The organism is Celeribacter sp. (assembly GCF_048259695.1).
In the GTDB taxonomy this organism is placed as follows: Bacteria; Pseudomonadota; Alphaproteobacteria; order Rhodobacterales; family Rhodobacteraceae; genus Celeribacter.
This window is the reverse complement of the sequence record NZ_JBLXHL010000002.1, coordinates 273,080-292,687: the sequence shown is the minus strand read 5'-3', so window position 1 is coordinate 292,687 and position 19,608 is coordinate 273,080. Positions and strand designations below refer to the sequence as shown.

General features: G+C 57.2%; 22 protein-coding genes. 15 read left to right on the top strand and 7 right to left on the bottom strand.

Annotation, left to right across the window (positions count from 1 at the left end):
- Positions 1 to 14 precede the first annotated feature (14 nt).
- On the top strand, positions 15 to 290 hold the full coding sequence (locus ACN0Q0_RS04965) for a hypothetical protein (protein ID WP_417242263.1): 276 nt from the start codon (positions 15 to 17) through the stop codon (positions 288 to 290).
- A 22-nt stretch (positions 291 to 312) separates the two neighbouring features.
- Positions 313 to 504, top strand: a complete 192-nt coding sequence (locus ACN0Q0_RS04960; RefSeq protein ID WP_417242262.1) for a hypothetical protein — start codon at positions 313 to 315, stop codon at positions 502 to 504.
- A 15-nt stretch (positions 505 to 519) separates the two neighbouring features.
- Here ACN0Q0_RS04960 and ACN0Q0_RS04955 read toward each other — a convergent pair whose 3' ends face one another.
- Entirely contained in the window at positions 520 to 1,380 is an 861-nt protein-coding gene (locus ACN0Q0_RS04955; protein WP_417242261.1) for a TIGR00730 family Rossman fold protein, read from the bottom strand.
- Positions 1,381 to 1,502: 122 nt separating this feature from the next.
- On the opposite strand from ACN0Q0_RS04955, the gene dapD reads away from it, so the two are divergent.
- The 7 genes from dapD (at position 1,503) to ACN0Q0_RS04920 (ending at position 8,604) form a co-directional block, all read left to right on the top strand.
- Positions 1,503 to 2,330, top strand: a complete 828-nt coding sequence (dapD, locus tag ACN0Q0_RS04950) for a 2,3,4,5-tetrahydropyridine-2,6-dicarboxylate N-succinyltransferase (RefSeq protein WP_417242260.1) — start codon at positions 1,503 to 1,505, stop codon at positions 2,328 to 2,330.
- Entirely contained in the window at positions 2,323 to 2,667 is a 345-nt protein-coding gene (locus tag ACN0Q0_RS04945) for a hypothetical protein (protein ID WP_417242259.1), read from the top strand. Before dapD ends, ACN0Q0_RS04945 begins: the two co-directional genes overlap by 8 nt.
- 112 nt (positions 2,668 to 2,779) lie before the next feature.
- Positions 2,780 to 3,922 carry a succinyl-diaminopimelate desuccinylase gene (gene dapE, locus ACN0Q0_RS04940; protein ID WP_417242258.1) on the top strand — a complete coding sequence of 381 codons (1,143 nt, stop codon included), beginning with the start codon at positions 2,780 to 2,782 and terminating at the stop codon, positions 3,920 to 3,922.
- A complete protein-coding gene (locus tag ACN0Q0_RS04935; RefSeq protein ID WP_417242257.1) occupies positions 3,919 to 4,344 on the top strand; it encodes a GNAT family N-acetyltransferase in 426 nt (141 codons plus the stop codon). Before dapE ends, ACN0Q0_RS04935 begins: the two co-directional genes overlap by 4 nt.
- Positions 4,345 to 4,361: 17 nt before the next feature.
- The gene (locus ACN0Q0_RS04930; RefSeq protein WP_417242256.1) at positions 4,362 to 4,940 is read left to right on the top strand and encodes a TIGR04282 family arsenosugar biosynthesis glycosyltransferase; all 579 of its coding nucleotides are present in this window, start codon (positions 4,362 to 4,364) and stop codon (positions 4,938 to 4,940) included.
- A 47-nt stretch (positions 4,941 to 4,987) separates the two neighbouring features.
- Positions 4,988 to 7,243: a ribonuclease R gene (gene rnr, locus ACN0Q0_RS04925; RefSeq protein ID WP_417242255.1), complete on the top strand. Its 2,256-nt coding sequence runs from the start codon at positions 4,988 to 4,990 to the stop codon at positions 7,241 to 7,243.
- Positions 7,244 to 7,344: 101 nt separating this feature from the next.
- Positions 7,345 to 8,604, top strand: a complete 1,260-nt coding sequence (locus tag ACN0Q0_RS04920) for a lytic murein transglycosylase (protein WP_417242254.1) — start codon at positions 7,345 to 7,347, stop codon at positions 8,602 to 8,604.
- Positions 8,605 to 8,635: 31 nt separating this feature from the next.
- On the opposite strand, the gene ACN0Q0_RS04915 is transcribed toward ACN0Q0_RS04920, so the two are convergent.
- Entirely contained in the window at positions 8,636 to 9,586 is a 951-nt protein-coding gene (locus ACN0Q0_RS04915; RefSeq protein ID WP_417242253.1) for a DMT family transporter, read from the bottom strand.
- 97 nt (positions 9,587 to 9,683) lie between these two features.
- Between ACN0Q0_RS04915 and ACN0Q0_RS04910 the strand changes: the two genes are divergently transcribed.
- Complete coding sequence (locus tag ACN0Q0_RS04910) at positions 9,684 to 9,983, top strand: hypothetical protein (RefSeq protein WP_417242252.1); 300 nt, start codon at positions 9,684 to 9,686, stop codon at positions 9,981 to 9,983.
- 70 nt (positions 9,984 to 10,053) lie between these two features.
- Here ACN0Q0_RS04910 and leuB read toward each other — a convergent pair whose 3' ends face one another.
- The 3 genes from leuB to ACN0Q0_RS04895 form a co-directional block, all read right to left on the bottom strand.
- Positions 10,054 to 11,157, bottom strand: a complete 1,104-nt coding sequence (gene leuB, locus ACN0Q0_RS04905; RefSeq protein WP_417242251.1) for a 3-isopropylmalate dehydrogenase — start codon at positions 11,155 to 11,157, stop codon at positions 10,054 to 10,056.
- A gap of 58 nt (positions 11,158 to 11,215) precedes the next feature.
- On the bottom strand, positions 11,216 to 12,190 hold the full coding sequence (locus ACN0Q0_RS04900; RefSeq protein ID WP_417242250.1) for an endonuclease/exonuclease/phosphatase family protein: 975 nt from the start codon (positions 12,188 to 12,190) through the stop codon (positions 11,216 to 11,218).
- Between the two features lie 65 nt (positions 12,191 to 12,255).
- Complete coding sequence (locus ACN0Q0_RS04895) at positions 12,256 to 13,092, bottom strand: hypothetical protein (RefSeq protein ID WP_417242249.1); 837 nt, start codon at positions 13,090 to 13,092, stop codon at positions 12,256 to 12,258.
- 377 nt (positions 13,093 to 13,469) lie between these two features.
- Here ACN0Q0_RS04895 and ACN0Q0_RS04890 point away from each other — a divergent pair, with 377 nt between their 5' ends.
- Positions 13,470 to 14,123: a CoA transferase subunit A gene (locus ACN0Q0_RS04890; RefSeq protein ID WP_417242248.1), complete on the top strand. Its 654-nt coding sequence runs from the start codon at positions 13,470 to 13,472 to the stop codon at positions 14,121 to 14,123.
- 12 nt (positions 14,124 to 14,135) lie between these two features.
- Complete coding sequence (locus ACN0Q0_RS04885) at positions 14,136 to 14,804, top strand: 3-oxoacid CoA-transferase subunit B (protein ID WP_417242247.1); 669 nt, start codon at positions 14,136 to 14,138, stop codon at positions 14,802 to 14,804.
- Positions 14,805 to 14,888: 84 nt separating this feature from the next.
- Here the strand turns inward: ACN0Q0_RS04885 and leuD are convergent, their stop codons facing one another.
- Positions 14,889 to 15,494 carry a 3-isopropylmalate dehydratase small subunit gene (gene leuD, locus ACN0Q0_RS04880; protein ID WP_417242246.1) on the bottom strand — a complete coding sequence of 202 codons (606 nt, stop codon included), beginning with the start codon at positions 15,492 to 15,494 and terminating at the stop codon, positions 14,889 to 14,891.
- Positions 15,495 to 15,505: 11 nt separating this feature from the next.
- Complete coding sequence (gene leuC, locus ACN0Q0_RS04875; RefSeq protein ID WP_417242245.1) at positions 15,506 to 16,915, bottom strand: 3-isopropylmalate dehydratase large subunit; 1,410 nt, start codon at positions 16,913 to 16,915, stop codon at positions 15,506 to 15,508.
- Between the two features lie 302 nt (positions 16,916 to 17,217).
- On the opposite strand from leuC, the gene ACN0Q0_RS04870 reads away from it, so the two are divergent.
- The 3 genes from ACN0Q0_RS04870 to rlmH all read left to right on the top strand — a co-directional run bounded on the left by ACN0Q0_RS04870 (position 17,218) and on the right by rlmH (position 19,548).
- The gene (locus ACN0Q0_RS04870) at positions 17,218 to 18,534 is read left to right on the top strand and encodes a mechanosensitive ion channel family protein (protein WP_417242244.1); all 1,317 of its coding nucleotides are present in this window, start codon (positions 17,218 to 17,220) and stop codon (positions 18,532 to 18,534) included.
- Between the two features lie 166 nt (positions 18,535 to 18,700).
- Complete coding sequence (gene rsfS / locus ACN0Q0_RS04865) at positions 18,701 to 19,078, top strand: ribosome silencing factor (protein WP_417242243.1); 378 nt, start codon at positions 18,701 to 18,703, stop codon at positions 19,076 to 19,078.
- The gene (gene rlmH, locus ACN0Q0_RS04860) at positions 19,078 to 19,548 is read left to right on the top strand and encodes a 23S rRNA (pseudouridine(1915)-N(3))-methyltransferase RlmH (protein WP_417242242.1); all 471 of its coding nucleotides are present in this window, start codon (positions 19,078 to 19,080) and stop codon (positions 19,546 to 19,548) included. The genes rsfS and rlmH overlap by 1 nt, the downstream gene beginning before the upstream one ends.
- Positions 19,549 to 19,608 lie beyond the last annotated feature (60 nt).

Sequence of the window (19,608 nt, the reverse complement as noted above, 5' to 3'; positions counted from 1 at the left end):
GTGGCGCTTCGGGTGTGCCCGTCCTTACCCCGCCCCTCCCGATGAAGGCCCATACACTTGCCGCATGGCTCCACCATGACTTTGCCCGTTCTGACACATGGGACGGGTTGCGCAAAACGCTGCGGACGCGTGGCTATGACTTGGTTTTACATGGCGGAAACCTGTCCCTTGGCACAGCTGACGGGCGCGTGATTTGCGCCACCAAAGACCTCGGGTATCCCTATGTCAGGCTCTCGCGCCAATTCGGGGCGCCCTTTGCCACGCCGCGCAAAATCCGCCCCCCCCGTTAACCCCAACACCAACGAGGTTCCCATGGAACAGATTACACTCTTTTTGCCCAAAACCACTGTCGAGTTGATGCACCTTATCGCGCGTCAAAAAGGCGACACGATCGGAGGCCTGCTTCAGGATATGGCGATGGAACGCTACATGAAGGACCGCATGGGTCTACGCCATACCGCCGTTGTGATCGAGGGCAACAAGGACCAACTCGAAGCCCTCTGATCCACGCGCCTGCGATTACCGCCCGGGAAGGGCGTCACGGCGGCCCTCGCCATTGCCCCACGCATCAATTGCCGCGATAGCCTCCTCCGCCGTCTCGACAAAGCGGAACAGGTCAAGATCATCACGCGAAATCGTTCCTGCATCGGCCAAAGCATCCCAGTTAATGATCTTTTTCCAGAACTCACCGCCGAACAGCACAACAGGAATGCGGTTCATACGACCTGTTTGGATCAGGGTCAGGGTTTCGAACATCTCGTCCAACGTCCCGAACCCGCCGGGGAAAACAGCCAAAGCTTTGGCACGCATGAGAAAGTGCATTTTGCGAATTGCGAAGTAGTGGAAATTAAAACACAGGTCCGGCGTCACGTATTCGTTCGGGGCCTGTTCATGCGGCAACACAATATTGAGGCCGATCGAGACGCCGCCCGCATCGACCGCACCACGGTTGCCCGCCTCCATCACACCCGGACCGCCACCAGTGACGATCACGTCCTCGCGGTGGCCATTCTTTTTGGCCCGCTCCGTCATCAGCCGCGCAAAGGTCCGTGCTTCGTCATAGTATTTCGACAGATCTGCCAAGGTTTTGGTCTTGGCCGTGCCTTTTTTGGACGGCTCAGGAATACGCGCGCCACCAAACATCACGATGGTGCTTTCGACGCCATATTCCGCCATCATCATCTCGGGCTTGAGCAATTCAAGCTGTAGCCGGACAGGGCGCAATTCGTCACGGCACATGAAATCCATATCCGAAAACGCCAATTTATACGCAGGCGCACGGGTTTGTGGCGTGTCCGGTGTCTGGCGCGCCGACTCCATATCCATGTGACTGTCTCGTAGCGGATGGCGGCGGTTGGATTGCTCGGGGGCGTCGGACATCAGGGCCTCACTTTATTTTCATGCGTTTCGATTGTCGCGGGATACGCTCTCGCGTTGCGAAAGCGCGTCGCACACACTATAGCCACCTGCAACAGATATTCCATGACACCCGGGAGAGACACATGTCCAACGCACAGCTTGAAACCGCCATCGAATCCGCATGGGATGCCCGTGACACCATCACATCCGCCACCAAAGGCGAGACCCGTGACGCGATCGAGGACACGCTGAACGCACTCGACAGCGGGACATTGCGCGTTGCCGAAAAGATGGAAAACGGTGACTGGCACGTCAACCAGTGGGCAAAAAAGGCCGTTCTTCTCGGGTTCCGTATCAAAGACATGGAACTGCACGACGGCGGCCCACAAGGCTCTGGCTGGTGGGACAAAGTCGACAGCAAGTTCAAAGGCTGGGGTGAGGCCGAGTGGAAAACCGCGGGCTTCCGCGCTGTTCCCAACTGCGTTGTCCGCAAATCCGCCTACATCGCCCCCGGCGTTGTTCTTATGCCCTCTTTCGTGAACCTGGGCGCACACGTCGGCGAAGGCACCATGGTCGACACATGGGCCACTGTTGGCTCCTGCGCCCAGATTGGTAAAAACGTCCACCTTTCGGGCGGCGTCGGCATTGGCGGGGTTCTGGAGCCCATGCAGGCAAGTCCGACCATCATCGAGGACAATTGCTTCATCGGGGCGCGCTCCGAAGTGGTCGAGGGCTGTATCGTCCGCGAAGGTTCCGTACTTGGCATGGGGGTCTTTATCGGCCAGTCCACCAAGATCCTCGACCGTGAAACAGGCGAAGTGATGTACGGCGAAGTACCGCCCTATTCGGTTGTTGTCGCAGGATCGATGCCCTCGAAAAACGGCGTGCATCTGTACTGTGCCGTGATCGTAAAGCGTGTTGACGAGCGCACCCGCTCGAAAACCGGGATCAACGAGTTGCTCCGTGACTGACGCGCCAAAGAAAAAGCCATCACGGCAAAAGGTCTACACCCTCCTCGTCCAGATCGGACGCAAGGAGGGGGACGGCCTGCCCAAGGGGGCCACAGGTGGCGCCCTGATGATCTACGCCTCGGGCGTAGACGAGGCCGAAGCCGTGCGTGAAACCGTCGCCGTTCTCAAAACCGCTGACGTGGCACCATTGGATGTGACGGGCTATGGCACGCTTGATGAGCGCCTCGCCGAAGGTCACGACATTGCCGATGACGAACGCGCGTTGATGCAACGCGCCCTTGACGAAAACTCGGTCATCGTCGCGCAGATGACGCCGTTTTTCGACGACGAAAAATAGTTGGGCCGAGGGCTATGGTCCTCGACCCGTACTCTTACCCTGTCGACGCCAACTTGCATTTGTCATCCCGCGCCCGCCGCGCTAACCCTGTTGGACCGACAGGGAGCCGCATATGACACTTGATCCGATCCAACTTTCCGCCGACCTCATCCGCTGTGAATCCGTGACACCCGTTGAGGGTGGGGCGCTGCAATTGCTTGAGCGCGTTTTATCCAACGCGGGCTTTCACTGTACGCGCGTCGATCGCAATGGCACCGCCAACCTGTTTGCACGATGGGGCGACAAATCAGAACGGACATTGGGGTTCAACGGCCACACGGATGTCGTCCCTATCGGCGATGCCGCCGCATGGACCCACGCACCTTTTGGCGGCGAAATATCAGACGGTATTTTGTGGGGGCGCGGGGCAACCGATATGAAAACCGGCGTGGCGTGTTTTGTCGCCTCCGCGGTTGATTTTGTGACCCGAACCCCGCCTGAAAGCGGCTCGATTGCCATCGCCATCACAGGCGACGAAGAGGGCGATGCAACGGACGGCACTGTGGCGCTTCTCGACTGGATGGATGCCAATGGCGAGCGCATGACAGATTGCCTTGTGGGCGAGCCAACATGCCCGAACACAATGGGCGAAATGATGAAAATCGGACGCCGCGGATCGCTTACCGCTTACTTCACCGCAAAGGGTATTCAGGGCCACGCCGCCTACCCGCACCGCGCCAGAAACCCTGTGCCCGCAATGGCCCGCCTGATCGACCAATTGTCCAACCACAGCTTGGACCAAGGCACCGCGCATTTTGACGCATCGACCCTTGTGGCGACGACATTCGATACGGGCAACCCCGCGACAAATGTGATTCCGAATGAGTGTCAGGCAACCGTCAACATCCGGTTCAATGACGCCCACACAGGCGAGGGACTCACCAAATGGTTGGAGGCGAAGGCCGCAAGGATGGCCGAAGACACAGGCATTGATTTTTCCCTGCGTGTCACGATTTCGGGCGAAAGTTTCGTCACCGAACCCGGCCCCTTTGTCGCAATGCTATCCGCCGCCGTTACCGCCGAAACAGGCGTCACGCCCGAACTGTCAACATCGGGCGGAACATCGGATGCCCGGTTTATCCAAAAGCATTGCCCCGTGGTCGAGTTCGGTCTGGTCGGAAAGACCATGCACCAAGTCGATGAACATGTACCAACCGAGCAAATCACACAGCTCAAAAGCATCTACTCACGCCTGATTAGAGACTATTTCGCATGACCATTCTGATTTCAAAAACCACAGATATCGATGCCTGTCTGGCACTTCGGTTTGACGTATTTGTCCACGAGCAAAAGGTTCCGGCCGACGAAGAGCTTGACGATCTCGACCCTGTGTCGGTGCATTTTCTGGCGTGTGATACACATGGCAACAATGTAGGAACGGCCCGCGTTTACGAGGTCGGCAGCATTGGGAAAATCGGGCGCGTCTGTGTGGTGAAATCCCACCGCGGCACGGGCCTTGGCAAGCGTTTGATAGAGGCGTGTTTACAGGACCTGCACGCACGCCCGCACATCACACAGGCCAAACTCGGAGCCCAGAACCACGCGATCGCATTCTACGAAGGATTGGGGTTTTCCGTGGTCGGTGGCGAATACATGGACGGCGGCATTCCCCACCACGATATGGTCCGCGCCCTTTGAGGAAAAAGCTCGTTCTCATGGTCAAAGAACCGCATCCGGGTCGTGTAAAAACGCGGCTCGGACGCGAGATCGGGTATATAGAGGCCGCCCATTGGTATCGGCACGAAACCTTGCGCACCATTCGCCGCCTTCGCAGCCCGAAGTGGGACCTGATCCTTGCGGTATCCCCCGACGGGGAGGGTCTGACAAGCCGCATTTGGCCCGCGCATATTCCGCGTATCGCCCAGGGGCGCGGTGATTTGGGTATGCGTATGGCGCGGCTCCTTCGGACCTTTTCCCCTGCGCCCGTTTGCATCATCGGTTCTGATATTCCCGCAATCCGACCCGATGACATTGCAGCGGCTTTTGCCGGATTAGGGTCGCATAGTGCGACCATTGGCCCCTCGCCCGACGGCGGCTACTGGCTTGTCGGGGTGAAAAATACCCGCGCCCTGCCCTCGGGATTTATGAAAAATGTCCGGTGGTCCTCCCGTTTTGCACGGGCTGATACCGTCGCAACTGCGCCCGATTTATCGTGGCACATAGGGCGATCCCTCAACGACATTGATACCCTCGATGATTTGCTATCATGGCAGCGAGAAAACGCTCGGGCCTGACACGCCTTTGTCATGGTGCGTTCAAATGGGCCGTGGTAGCGTGCCTCATGAGCAAAATTCCAACAAAAGACGAAATTCAAAACTGGATTTCCGAAAACCCGACCCAGACATCAAAGCGCGACATCGCGAAAGCGTTCGGCATCAAAGGTGCTGCGCGCATTGATCTCAAGCGCATCCTGAAGGAACTGGAAAACGAGGGCCACCTCACCAAGCGGCGTAAAACGTACCGCGATCCAGACAAGCTTCCGCCTGTTTCCGTTTTGGCGGTCTTGGCCCCCGATGCCGATGGTGATCTGTTTGCACGTCCGTTGGAATGGTCTGGCGAAGGGACTGCACCGCGCATCCTCATGGTTTTGCGCGAGGGCGATCCCGCTCTGGGCGAAGGTGAAAAAATTCTCGCCAAGCTTCAGGAAATCAAAGGCGAAGATCATCAGTACCAAGGTCGTTTGATCCGCAAAATCGGCTCCAACCCACACAAGGTATTGGGCGTGTTCCGTAAATCCGCCGAGGGCGGGCGTATTTTGCCGATCGACAAAGGCTCCAACAAAGACTGGCTTGTCAAAGCGGGCAATGAGGGCGGCGCGAAAGACGGCGAATTGGTCGAGGCCGAACAGGCAGGCCCCGCCGGTCGTATGGGCCTGCCGCTTGCACGCGTTATAACGCGCCTCGGAGATCCAACCGCACCGCGCGCCGTGTCCCTCATCGCCATTCATCAACTGGGTATCCCTGACGATTTTCCCGACGACGTTATTGCAGAAGCCGATGCCGCAACACCCGCCGATCTCAAAGGGCGCGAAGATCTACGTGACGTGCCGCTTGTCACCATTGATCCCGTCGACGCGCGGGACCGCGATGATGCGATTTGGGCCGAGTTAGACACGGATCCGAAAAATAAGGGCGGCTTTATCCTTTGGGTCGCGATTGCGGATGTGGCGCATTACGTGACACCCGGGTCGGAGCTTGACCGTGAGGCTTGGAAGCGGGGGAACTCGTCCTATTTCCCTGACCGCGTGGTACCAATGCTCCCCGACCGTCTGTCGGGTGATCTGTGTTCCCTACACGAAGCCGTTCCACGCGCCTGTCTTGCCGTGAAAATGACCATCGACGCGGGGGGGCAAAAGCTCAAACATGTCTTCGTACGTGGATTGATGCGCTCTGCGGCGTCGCTGAACTACGCCGAAGTCCAACAGGCGCGCGATGGCGCACCCAACGACAAATGTGCGCCCCTGATGGAGACGGTCATCAACCCGCTCTATGCAGCCTATGACGCGCTCAAACAGGCCCGCGCCCTGCGCCAACCTCTTGAACTTGATCTACCCGAACGCAAAATCGTCTTGGGCGATGACGGTAAGGTCAAATCGATCAATCTCGCGCAACGCTTTGATGCACACAAACTGATCGAAGAGTTCATGGTTTTGGCCAATGTCTCGGCCGCCGAGGAGCTGTTTCACCGCAATCGCCCCCTTCTTTACCGGGTTCACGAGGAACCTTCGGACGAAAAACTGGATGCGCTGCGCGAGATCGCGGGGGCATCCGGCTTCACCTTGGCCAAGGGGCAAGTGCTTCACACCTCCCACCTCAACCGGTTGCTTGCACAGGCGGAGGGTACAGATCAGGACGACCTGATCAACATCTCCACGCTGCGCTCCATGACACAGGCCTACTACCATCCCGAAAACTTTGGCCACTTTGGTCTGGCGTTGCGTTCCTATGCGCATTTCACATCGCCCATTCGCCGCTACTCCGATCTGATCGTCCACCGCGCGTTGATCTCCGCACACGGGTGGGGAAAAGATGGCATGTCACCCGAAGAGACCGAGCGCCTCGCAGAAACGGCCAAACATATCTCCGAGACCGAGCGCCGCTCCATGACCGCCGAGCGCGACACCACGGATCGCTACCTTGCATCCTATCTCAGCGAACGGATTGGCGACGAACTTGACGGTCACATTTCGGGCATCCAGAAGTTCGGCCTCTTCGTAAAACTGGATGAGACAGGTGCGGATGGCTTGGTGCCGGTGCGCTCCATCGGGCGGGAGTTTTTCGTGTTTGACCCCGAGCGCCAGACGCTTATGGGAGCGGACACGGGTATCACGCTCGCCATCGGGCAAAAGGTCTTGGTCAAGATTGCCGATGCAAGTCCCGTCACAGGTGGCTTGGAATTGGAATTGTTACAAGCCGATGGCGCCACCATGCCAAGCGCACCGCGCAGAGGGGCATCAAAATTCAGATCCCGCAAGCACGGCAAAAACAAAGCCAAGCAAGATAAATTGCGCAAAAAGGTCTCACGCCGCCGTCATTAAGATGCCCCTAGCGGAAAGTTGCCAAGCTACAGGATAGCCATTCTGGTTCGCGATATTTCAAGGTACGGTTTTCACAGTTTTTAACGGGGATAGAGTGACAAATGATGCTTAAAACTGCTTTGGCTGTTGGTGTGGTTTTCGCAATGGGCGCCCAAACCGCGGCCGCACAAACCATCGGTGTTTCCACACCGCGTTCCCTCTCGATGGAGACTTCACTTTTGCACACTGCCTCAACGACCTCGAACGCCGGATTTGACCGCTGGATTGACGCCTTCAAAACCCGCGCGGCACGCGAAGGCATATCCCAGACCGTATTGAACCGCGCTTTTTCGGGGATCGGCTACAACGCAGGCGTGATTGCCAAAGACCGCAACCAGTCCGAGTTTACAAAGCAGATTTGGGATTATCTCGATAGTGCAGCCTCACCCACACGGGTCAAAAATGGCCAAGCCGCGATGCGCAAACACGCGGCTATTCTGAACGGAATCGAATCCCGGTTCGGAGTGGACAAACACGTCGTGGCGGCGATTTGGGGATTGGAAAGCGCGTATGGCGCAACACGCGGCGACATCCCGATTATCGAAGCTCTCGCAACACTGGCCTACGATGGACGGCGTGGCCGTTTCTTTGAGGCGCAACTCATCGCGGCGCTGCAAATCCTGCAATCCGGCGACACCACACCGCGCAATATGACCGGCAGTTGGGCAGGGGCCATGGGCCACACACAGTTCATCCCCACCTCTTTTCTGGCCTTTGCTGTCGATGGCGATGGCGATGGCAAACGTGACATCTGGTCCAATGACCCCACCGATGCACTCGCCTCCACGGCGGCCTATCTGGCGCGTCACGGATGGAACAAAGGCCAACCATGGGGCGTCGAGGTCCGCCTCCCCTCCGGATTTGATTACAGTTCTGCACGGCGTGACAACATGCGTGATCCATCCGAGTGGGGCGCGATCGGCGTGGTTGGCACGGATGGCAAGCCCGTGCCGAATTACGGACGTGCCTCGATCCTGTTGCCCGCAGGCGCACAAGGCGCGGCATTTATGATCTTTGACAACTTCGCGGTGATTGAGCGCTACAACAAGGCGGACGCCTATGTCATTGGCGTCGGGCATTTGTCCGACCGTCTTAAAGGCGGCGACCCGATTCAGGCCTCATGGCCCCGTGGGTACAATCCGTTATCATTCAAAGAGAAAAAACAGATGCAGCGCATTCTCAAGCGCAAAGGGTTCTTGGACGATAAGGTTGACGGCATCATCGGACCAAACACGATCAATGCGATCCGCGACTTTCAGCGCTCGATTGGCGTCACGCCTGACGGCTACCCGTCCCAAACCCTGATGGGGCATTTGCGCTAAGGTGCAAAGAGGTCCGTTCTCTCGACGGGCCTCAGCGTTCTTTGTTACGGCGCAGGAATGGTGAAATCCGGAACGAGGCGGCCGATCCGCCCCGCGAGCGTGTTCGCAGAACGGGCGTGTTTGTCGATGTCCCGCTGCGCGACTCGCGGAATACGATGTACATGCCAGACAGGATAATAATCCCCGCACCGATAATGGTTTGACCGTCGAGTTTTTCATCAAAAAACAGATAGCCGAAAATTGTGGCCCAGATGATTTGGGAATATTGCATCGGCGCTACGATTGCCGCCTCTGACGCCTTATAGGCTCCGATCAAAAGCACCCCGCCCGTAAACCCGAACAGCGAGATCATGGCGATCCCGCCAAGGTCCGCCAAAGGAAGCGGTTTATAATCAAGCGTCATAAGCGCGCCCATAATGACGAAATTCGCGACCATCGGATAGAGCAGGAACACAACGGTTCTCTCCTCACGACCCACTTTGCGCACAACGATCGAGGCGAATGCGCCAAAGAACGCGCACGACAGCGCGGCGAGGTGACCGAGTGTAAGCTCGGTTCCACCAGGGCGCAGAACGACGATCACACCAATCAGGCCGACAATAACGGCGGCCCAACGGTGAAACCCGACGCGCTCGCCCAAAACGGGGATCGACAGGATGGTAATGATAAGCGGCGAGGCAAACAGAATGGCATAGACCTGTGCCAAGGGCAGAACGGAAAAGGCGTAGAAGGCCCCAATTGCGTTGATCGTCGCGGCGGTCGTCCGTGCAAGGGTCCACCACGGATGCACCGGTCGCAGGTGGCCGCTATTCTTGTCGCGCATCAGCATGAATGTGACGAGGGGAAAGGAGAACAGCGTCGTAAAGAAAATCATCTGGAAGGGCGAAAAGCTTGCACCGAGATGCTTGATCACCGCGTCGTGGGTCGCAAAAACGGCAAAAGCGATAAGTGCATAAAAGACGCCAGACAAATTCATAAGCATAGTTCCGATAGGTGCGATTGACCTCACACTAATCATGCGTGACGGTTTGACGCAAACACTCCCTTGCCTCAGATCGCGCACACCCCACATAGAGGATATGCATCGAACACATAAAACAGGCACATGTTGCTATTGCGGATCACAGACGGTTTTGACCTTGTCGACGGGGACGCGCCACGAATTGAAATGCTCCGCCTGCGCGGCCCCTTTATCGCGGATGAAGGCCCTGCGGGTGGATCATGTCGTTGATCCCTTTACCGTGACGGGAAAGCGCAGCCAGACATCTCACAAGACACCGCGCCCGAGCAAAAACAAGACGAAACGTAAAAAGAAAAAGCGTGGAATTGCCTATTATCTCAAGGATATGGCCGAAGATGTTTTTGACATTTTTGACTGATGGCTTTGCCCGCAACCAGTCAAAAAAAGGCGCCACAACGGGCGCCCTTTCTAATTCAAAGCCGCTGAAATCAGAGTGAGGCGTCAAGCGCCGCGATGATTTTATCACCCATCTCGGAGGTGGACACAGGTGTCACACCCTCTTCACCGGCCAGATCCGCGGTGCGCACACCATCGGCCAGAACTTTCTCGATAGCACTTTCCAAACGGGTCGCGTCATCGCCCTCGTTGAACGAATAGCGCAGCGCCATCGCAAAGGACAACACACAGGCAATCGGGTTCGCTTTGCCTTGTCCCGCGATGTCAGGGGCGGACCCGTGAACCGGCTCGTACATCGCTTTGGGGCGGCCATTTTCCATCGGCGCACCAAGTGAGGCGGAGGGCAACATGCCAAGCGATCCGGTGAGCATCGCCGCACAATCGGACAGGATATCACCGAACAGGTTATCGGTGACGATCACGTCGAACTGCTTGGGCGCACGCACGAGCTGCATCGCACCGTTGTCGGCATACATATGCGACAGCTCGACCTCGGGGTAATCAACAGACACCTCAGTGACGATATCACGCCACAAGATACCCGATTCCATCACGTTGGCTTTTTCCATCGAGCACAGTTTTTTGTTGCGCTTCATGGCAAGTTCGAATGCAGCGCGGGCGGCACGTTCGATCTCGCTCTCGGTGTAGCGTTGCGTGTTGATACCAACCCGCTCGTTGTTCTCGGTGATGATGCCGCGCGGCTCTCCGAAATAGATGCCCGAGGTCAATTCGCGCACGATCATAATGTCGAGGCCTGCCACGATGTCTTTCTTGAGTGACGAGAAATCGGCGAGCGCGTCAAAGCACTGCGCGGGGCGCAGGTTGGCAAAGAGGTCCATTTCCTTGCGCAGGCGCAAAAGGCCGCGTTCGGGCTTTACCGAGAAATCGAGATTATCGTATTTCGGACCACCAACAGCGCCGAGCAAAACAGCGTCGACCGACTGCGCTTTGGCCATTGTCTCGTCGCTGATCGGGGCGCCATGTGCGTCATACGCCGCGCCGCCAACGAGATCGTGGGTGACGTCGAATTTGAGGCCACGTTTGTCGCCGTACCAGTCGATGACCTTGACCACTTCGGCCATGACTTCCGGGCCGATCCCGTCACCGGGGAGAATGAGGATGGATGGGTTGCTCATGTCGTTTTTTCCTTGTCTTGCAAGCGTTGGTTTCGCGTAGCCGAGCTGCGCCCTAAGGTCAAGGAACTGGCGCGAGATCAACCCAAACAAGGCCGTGGGCAAAGACCGCCCCCTTGGCCTTTTCCACCCATGCGATACCGCTGTCCGCCACGGAGAGATCAGTCGATGGCAGCACATAATCCACACGCAGGTTTCCTGGCTCAGGGTCGCGCCAGTCCACGGTGTCGAAGCGGGGATCACCGTGATGTTCGGGGTTGGCGATATCCCCACCATGCGGCGATGCCGGCATAGGGTCTTGCACGGCCGGATGATTGAGCAGCGCAATGATCTCACCATGCCGCCCCTCCCCGTCCACGGGGTCGAGGTTGGCGTTGCCAACGATAACAAACGGCCTCCTCGGCTTGAGAGGTAAAGCGCCATCTACATAATGTCGCCACAGAGCAATTTCATCCGCATTGCGCCGCCCGTTTCGATCCTCGGGGCCGTCAAACACCGGTGTCGCGGCCTTGAACGCCAAGAGGTCAATCTGCGCCCCGCCGCCCCTGTTGACCGGAACAATCCAGTGGCCATGCGAGGATAGCGGATGGGCAGCGGCCGCATCGGGGTCGAAGTAGGAACGGGGCATCCGCGTTCGGGGCAACTCGGTCCATCGCAGGTCAGTGAGCGTGCGGATCGCATCATATTGAATGGGGAGTTTGGACAGTATCGCCAAACCACCATCCCCGCGAAAATCGCCGTAGGCCCACGCATCCTCCGGCTCGCCCGATCTCCCGTCACGGTCCAGATCAAAGGTGGATGGCACGCCCGCATTGCCTACGGTTGAAAACGTGTAGGCATATCCGCCGTCCACGAAATCGGCAAAGGCCTTTGCCGTTACGCCGTCGAAATCAGTATCAAAACCGGCGAGCAACAGGATATCGGGAGCATTGGACAGGATGTGTTCACGGGCCGCCAAAACGTCAGGAGCGTCTTTTTCAAATATATCTTTGAGCAAGAGACCGGGACCGTCACGGGTCAGACCAACATCCCACATCGCGACCCGAACCGTGTCTTGGGCATGGGCGGCAAAACCGCAAGCCGCCAATACCACAGACAGGATCAGGCGGGTTGGTGGTCGAGATCTGCCTTGGCGTAGGTTTGACGGCGCTTGTCGGAAATCATGTCGGCAACACGCCCCATCGCGATCCCGCGCATGAACAGCGAGGCGGGCAAGAAGGCCCACGCGGATACGGCCCAGATAAGCGATTGGTAATTCTCCACAGTGATGGTGCCAAAGAGCGTTGCGGCCGACTTTAGCACTGCGGGGATCAAAAACGGCAAGAGAAAACCCAAAATGATGTTGAGGCGGGCATCGCGCGTAAGGCGTGCAACCACATCGCCACCCGCTGTCGGGTCAAAGGTCGGCAGGTTGATCCAGACATTGAACGTGCCGTTTTTAGCGGGCCAATTGCCCAACCGCAGCGCGATATAGAACACACACAGGGAGACCAGAGAAATCAGATAGCTCATACCGGCGGCAACGCGCACCAAGGCGACCTGTTCGAGCGGCATATCAGACGGCAAGACAAGAATAATCAGGCGCACAGGCGAAAACGGAAAGTCCATCACATAGCCGATCAAGCCGCCAATGGCGGTGACAAGAACGCTAAGAACCGAAGGATTGACAGTGCCCTGCATAATCACGGTGAGTAAAATCACGGTCGCATAAAGCGAGCCGAAGCGGATACGGTTGAACGGTGGCGCATCGCGAAACTCGACGAGACCGGGGTACGCGGAGACATATTCGAAAAAAGTCAAAGCGGCGCCGAACAGCGCAATAAGGGCGATGACCTGTGCAGAGTCACCTGACACATTCGGTAAAAACACCGATGGCCACACGATTAACGACACGACCAAAGCCGCGCGCACAATGGCACCTAGAATGCGGTTAAGCACTGTCCAATCCCCTTCAAAGTGGTCGACCGCGATGCGATGCCGCGCTCTTTTCCCAATTTGATTCCGCCAGTTATGGCGTATTGCCTCAATTTCGCCCAATTTTTGCCTTCTTTCGTTTCGGTCAGCAAGGAATGGTTAAGGTTAACGGGCAAAATGAGGCGTTTTCGTGGATAAAGCGGTGCCATTTTGCATCATTGTCCACGGACACCAGTGTGCGGTCGAGACACAGCCACAAGATGTTGGGTCTTCAGGCAAAAGCGACAATACGGCGGCCTTTTTGTCGCTTTTGTCGAATTGTTTGACACAGCGCATGGAAGCCCCGCATCGGGTAGCGTTCAACAGTGTGGGAGGACCGAAAACAGGAACGGAGACTCTTTATGCATCTTGCTATTTCTATCGAAGAAGCAGTCGACATGATCCCGGACGGCGCATCTGTCATGCTGTCGGGCTTTATGGGGGTCGGAACCCCCGATAAAATCGTCACGGCCCTGGCCGCCTCGGGGAAAAAGAACCTGACGCTGTTGTCCAACGACACCGCCCGTCCCCATTGCGGCCCCGGACCCTTGTTCAAGGCACACTGCGTCACCAAACTCATCTGTAGCCACATGGGTTTGAATCCGGATGTCCAAGAACAATTTGCCAGTGGCGAGTTGGATGTCGAGCTTGTCCCGCAAGGCACATTTGTCGAGCGCATTCGTGCCGCGGGTGTGGGGCTTGGCGGGATTTTGACGCCGACCGGTGTCGGCACCAAGATCGCGGAAGGCAAAGAGGTCATCACAGTAGACGGCAAAGAGTACCTTCTCGAAAAACCCCTTAGTGCCGATTTTGCACTGATTGCGGCGGCACGGTGCGACTACGTGGGCAACCTGTCCTATATGCTGACCGCGACCAACTTTAACCCGATTATGGCGTTGGCGGGGAAAACCGTCATATGCGAACCCGAAGCCATTGTGCCTGTTGGGGTTATTCCTCCCGACGAGGTCAAAACACCCGGCGTTCTTGTCGACCATGTTATCAAAAAATCGGCTTAAGGAGGCTCTGCCATGAACCCTAAAGAACTTATTGCCCGCCGCGTTGCACAGGAAATTCAACCCCGCACTCTGGTGAACCTCGGCATCGGCATTCCAACGCTGGTCTCCGACTATCTCGACGAATCTCTTGGCGTTTTCTTTCAGGCCGAAAACGGCGCCGTTGGCATGGGCCACCGCCCCCCCGAGGGCATGACCGACCGGCACCTCACCGACGCGGGCGGCAGTTTTGTCTCCTTTGTTCCGGGGGCCTCTACCATCGACAGCGCCTTTTCGTTTGGCCTGATCCGTGGCGGACACCTCGATCTGACGGTGCTTGGCGCGTTGCAGGTAGATGAGGCGGGACATCTCGCCAACTGGATCATACCGGGACACTATACACCCGGAATGGGCGGTGCGATGGACCTCGTGACAGGCGCGAAAAAGGTGATCATCGCAATGCAACACACCAACAAGGGCGAGCCGAAAATCCTGCCTGAATGCACCTTGCCACTGACGTCACAGCGCCGCGTCGACCTGATCGTGACCGAGATGGCCGTGATCAAACCGGAGGATGACGGGCTACACCTCATTGAGCGCGCCCCGAATGTCACCGTCGAGGCCATTATCGCAGCGACAGCGGCACAGTTGATCTATCGCGGTGATGTACCCGAAATGGTCGTTTCCGATCGCGTTGCGGCATAATCATCCGCCCAAAACGCGTTGGCTTTCCATGCAAAACGGCGGCCTGAATGGCCGCCGTTTCTCGTTTTTACACAGCGGGATCGGTTAGACCCAAGGACGCTCCTGCGCCATCTTGCCCTCATAGGTGTCGATGGCGGAGGCGTTGTTCATCGTCAGACCAATGTCGTCGAGCCCTTCAAGCAGACAATGCTTTTTGAACGCATCAACTTCGAACGGGAACTCTTGGCCATCAGACGTGGTCACAACCTGCTCCACGAGATCAACGGTCATACGCGCATTGGCCCCTTTTTCGGAGTCCTCCATCAACACGTCGACCACCTCTTGTGGCATCACGATTGGCAAGATGCCATTCTTGAAACAGTTACTATAAAAGATGTCGGCAAAGGATGTGGAGATGACACATTTGATGCCGAAATCCGCGATGGCCCAAGGCGCGTGTTCACGCGACGAGCCACAGCCAAAGTTGTCACCCGCAACGAGAATCTGCGCCTCACGATACTGTGGCTTGTTCAAAACAAAATCCGCGATCTCGTTACCGGCGCGGTCATAGCGCATCTCGTCAAACAGGTTCACACCAAGGCCGGAGCGCTTGATCGTCTTCAAGAAAATCTTGGGGATGATCATGTCCGTGTCGATATTCACGAGTGGCATGGGCGCAGAGATGCCGTGTAGTTTTTCAAACTTTTCCATTTGGATACTCCTTACAGCATTTCGCGAACATCGGTCAGATGACCGGTGATGGCAGCGGCGGCGGCCATTGCAGGGCTGACAAGGTGGGTGCGGCCCTTGTAGCCTTGGCGGCCTTCAAAATTGCGGTTCGAGGTGGAGGCACAGCGCTCGCCCTCGGCCAACTGGTCGGGGTTCATCGCGAGGCACATGGAGCACCCTGCAAGGCGCCATTCAAAACCGGCGCTGGTGAAGATGTCGGCAAGGCCCTCTTCTTCGGCTTGTGCGCGCACAAGACCCGACCCCGGCACAACCATAGCCCGCATACCCTCTTTGACCTTCTTGCCTTTGAGGATCTCGGCGGCGGCACGCAGGTCTTCGATGCGACCGTTGGTGCATGAACCGATGAACACGGTATCGATCTGGATATCGGTCAATTTTTGACCCGCTGTCAGACCCATGTATTCAATCGCGCGTTTTGCAGCCTCGACCTTGCCGCCCTTAAAGGACTCCGGTGCGGGTACAACGGCCGTAATCGGCAAAACGTCTTCGGGTGAGGTGCCCCATGTCACAACGGGCTCGATCTCTTCGCCTTTGAGGGTCACGACCTTGTCAAAGTGGGCGCCCTCATCGGTGAACAGCGTTTTCCACCATGTCAGCGCGACCTCGAACTGTGCGCCTTTGGGGGCGTGTGGACGCCCCTTGACGTACTCAAAAGTTTTTTCGTCTGGTGCGATCAGGCCTGCGCGTGCGCCGCCCTCAATCGCCATGTTACAGACGGTCATGCGACCTTCCATCGACAGATCACGAATTGCTTCGCCGCAATACTCGATGACATAGCCGGTACCACCGGCGGTTCCTGTTTCGCCGATCACCGCCATGGTGATGTCTTTGGCGGTCACACCGGGGCGCAGTTTGCCGGTGATCTCGACCTTCATGTTCTTTGACTTTTTCTGGATCAGCGTCTGGGTCGCCAGAACGTGCTCGACCTCGGATGTACCGATGCCATGCGCCAAGGCACCAAATGCGCCGTGGGTCGCGGTGTGGCTGTCGCCGCACACCACGGTCATACCCGGAAGGGTCCAACCCTGCTCCGGACCGACGATATGCACGATGCCCTGACGAACGTCGGACACGGGGTAATAGTGGATGCCGAAATCCTTGGCGTTCTTATCGAGCGCTTCGACCTGAATGCGGCTTTCTTCGTTGGCGATCACGCCGGACACGCGGTCCAGAGTGGTCGGAACGTTGTGATCGGGGACCGCAATGGTTTTGTCGGGAGCACGCACCGAGCGGCCCGCCATGCGCAGACCTTCAAAGGCCTGTGGTGAGGTCACTTCGTGAACGAGGTGACGGTCAATATAAAGAAGGCAGGTGCCGTCTTCTTGTTCATGGGCAACGTGTGCGTCCCAGATTTTGTCATAGAGTGTCTTCGGGGCGGTCATATCGCTCTCCGTGGATGTCATGGGAAAAAGGAAGATATCGTCTTTTGACGCGCCAAATCGGCACGCGGAGGCCGGCCTTAGCCGTGCAGTCGGGCAAGAACCGTCATCGTCGCACCGTGAAACCGCCAAGGAAGGCGGGCGCGGTCGTCCATATCAAAAAAGCGTACCATACCCGCACACATATAGGCTCGCGGCGAGTCCCGCAAGGCACATGACGTTAGGGGCGCAACCTGAGCCTGTACCGGACTTGCGTGCGAACGCAACATCATGCGACAATTTGAAAAAGAAGTGAGAGGCTTGATTTGGACCCGACGCAGATTTCCAACCTCGTCACCGACACCGGCGGCGACCTTGTCACGTTCTTGACGGGCCTTTTGCGGCGTTGGAACCTCTATCAGATCGCCATTATGGTTGTGGCCTTGCTTGGCGCAATTGGCATTGGCCACGTTCTCAGAGCACGCATGCGGGACTGGATGCGCAATCTCTCGGGACGCCCCAAGTGGCAATTGCGTTACCTGTTGGCGATAGAAAAGCGGTTGACCCTAATTGTGTGGGCCATCGTTTTATGGGCGACCTTCTTTGTCATGCACGAAATCACATGGCCATCTCGCTCCTATCTCATCGAAGTGGTCGCACGCATCGTCACGGCGTGGGTTTTGGTCGAATTTCTCGCGCAACTCATCAAAAACCGCCTCCTGCGACGTCTGGTGCGGTGGGGCATGTGGATTTACGTCACGCTCTATCTTGTCGGCGGTCTGGATCCGACATCCGAATTTCTAGACGGTCTGGCGATTGAGTTCGGCGATTTTCGCTTGTCTACCCTTGCTGTTCTGAAGGCTTTGATCGTCACGGCGCTCTTGTTCACCGTTGCCCGCATCGTCTCGACGCAGACATCGTCCCATGTGCGCAAAAACGAAGACATTTCGCCCTCCATGCGGGTTTTGATCGTGAAAGTTGCACAAGTGTCGCTCTACGGCGCTGCGTTTTTCATCGGACTGAAGGCCGTTGGGTTTGACCTCACAGGGCTCGCCGTATTGTCGGGGGCCATCGGGGTGGGTCTTGGATTTGGCTTGCAAAAGGTTGTCTCCAACCTCGTGTCCGGCATCATCATCCTGCTCGACAAATCGATCAAACCGGGAGACGTCATTTCCCTTGGCGACACCTTCGGTTGGATCAATACGCTTGGCGCCCGCTATGCGTCTGTGGTGACCCGCGATGGCAAAGAATTCCTGATCCCGAATGAGGACCTGATCACCAACCAAGTGGTTAACTGGTCGCATACAAACGATTTTGTGCGGCTCGACATCTTTTTCGGTACGGCTTACGGCGATGATCCACACGCCGTTCGCAAAATCGCCGTCGAGGCCGCCAGAACGGTGGATCGGGTTTTGACCACGCGACCTGCGGTATGCCACATCGTCGGGTTTGGCGACAGTTCGGTGGACTATATCTTGCGGTTCTGGATCACGGATCCGACCGGCGGGCTGACCAACGTGCGCGGCGCGGTGTACCTCGCGCTTTGGGACGCGTTCAAGGAAAACAACATTTCGATCCCCTTCCCACAACGCGAGATCAAGGTTCTGGACGTGATGGATGGCACCCCCGGGATCATTGACTGAGACCTGCCTTCATCAAGGTGACTGCGGTCGATTGAGATTTGCAATCAGCGATGCTATATTCGTTCAATCCTAGCGTCGGGGACTGATACGGCGCGTTTTAAAGGAGGACTTTGTCCTGTCTTACGCACAAACCGCAGCCAATAGGACTGCCGTTTCGGGGGAGTCCATGAGTAGCGACACGTCGACAAAATTCGGAGGCCAACAGATGTTGGACTTCGTCACCACTAACCTCGATCAGGAAAAAGCCGAAGATATCGTGACCGTAGACCTGCGTGGCAAGTCTCAGATCGCGGACTTTATGGTGATTTGCTCTGGCCGCTCCACCCGTCAGGTGGGCGCACTCGCAGAGAAAATGTCGGACCTGCTCAAGCAACAACACGGCGTTTTGACACGCATCGAAGGCAAGGGTCAGGGCGATTGGGTTCTGATGGATGCCGGCGACGTGGTTGTTCACATCTTCCGTCCGGAAGTCCGCGAATTTTATCAGCTCGAAAAGATGTGGCTGCCTGGTGAAGAGGCGACGACCAAAGCGACCAAGAGCTGATGCGCGTCCATATATGCGCTGTGGGCCGGCTTCGTTCCGGCCCGGAAGCAACGTTGATTGACGATTACACCACACGGTTTGACCGGACGGGGCGCGCGTTAAGCCTCGGGCCGCTCACCCTGAACGAAGTCGAAGACAAAAAGGGCGGCGGCATGTCCGCCGAAGCCGTTTTGTTAGAGCGCGCAATTCCCAAGGGGGCGATGATCGTCACCATGGACGAGCGCGGCAAGACCCTCACCTCTCCCGATTTCGCGGATAAACTGGCCGAATGGCGCGACAATGGACGTCAGGATGTGGCCTTTGTCATTGGCGGCGCGGACGGCATTGACCCGTCTCTACGCGCGCAATCCGATTTTTCGATCTCGCTTGGAAAAATGGTCTGGCCTCATATGTTGGCCCGCGCGATGTTGACCGAACAACTCTACCGCGCCGCCTCGATTCTGGCCGGTTCGCCCTACCATCGGGTCTAGGGCGTCTAATTTTGACGAGAGGTCGCACAACGGTTCACGCGGGTCATTTCCCGCGCTAGA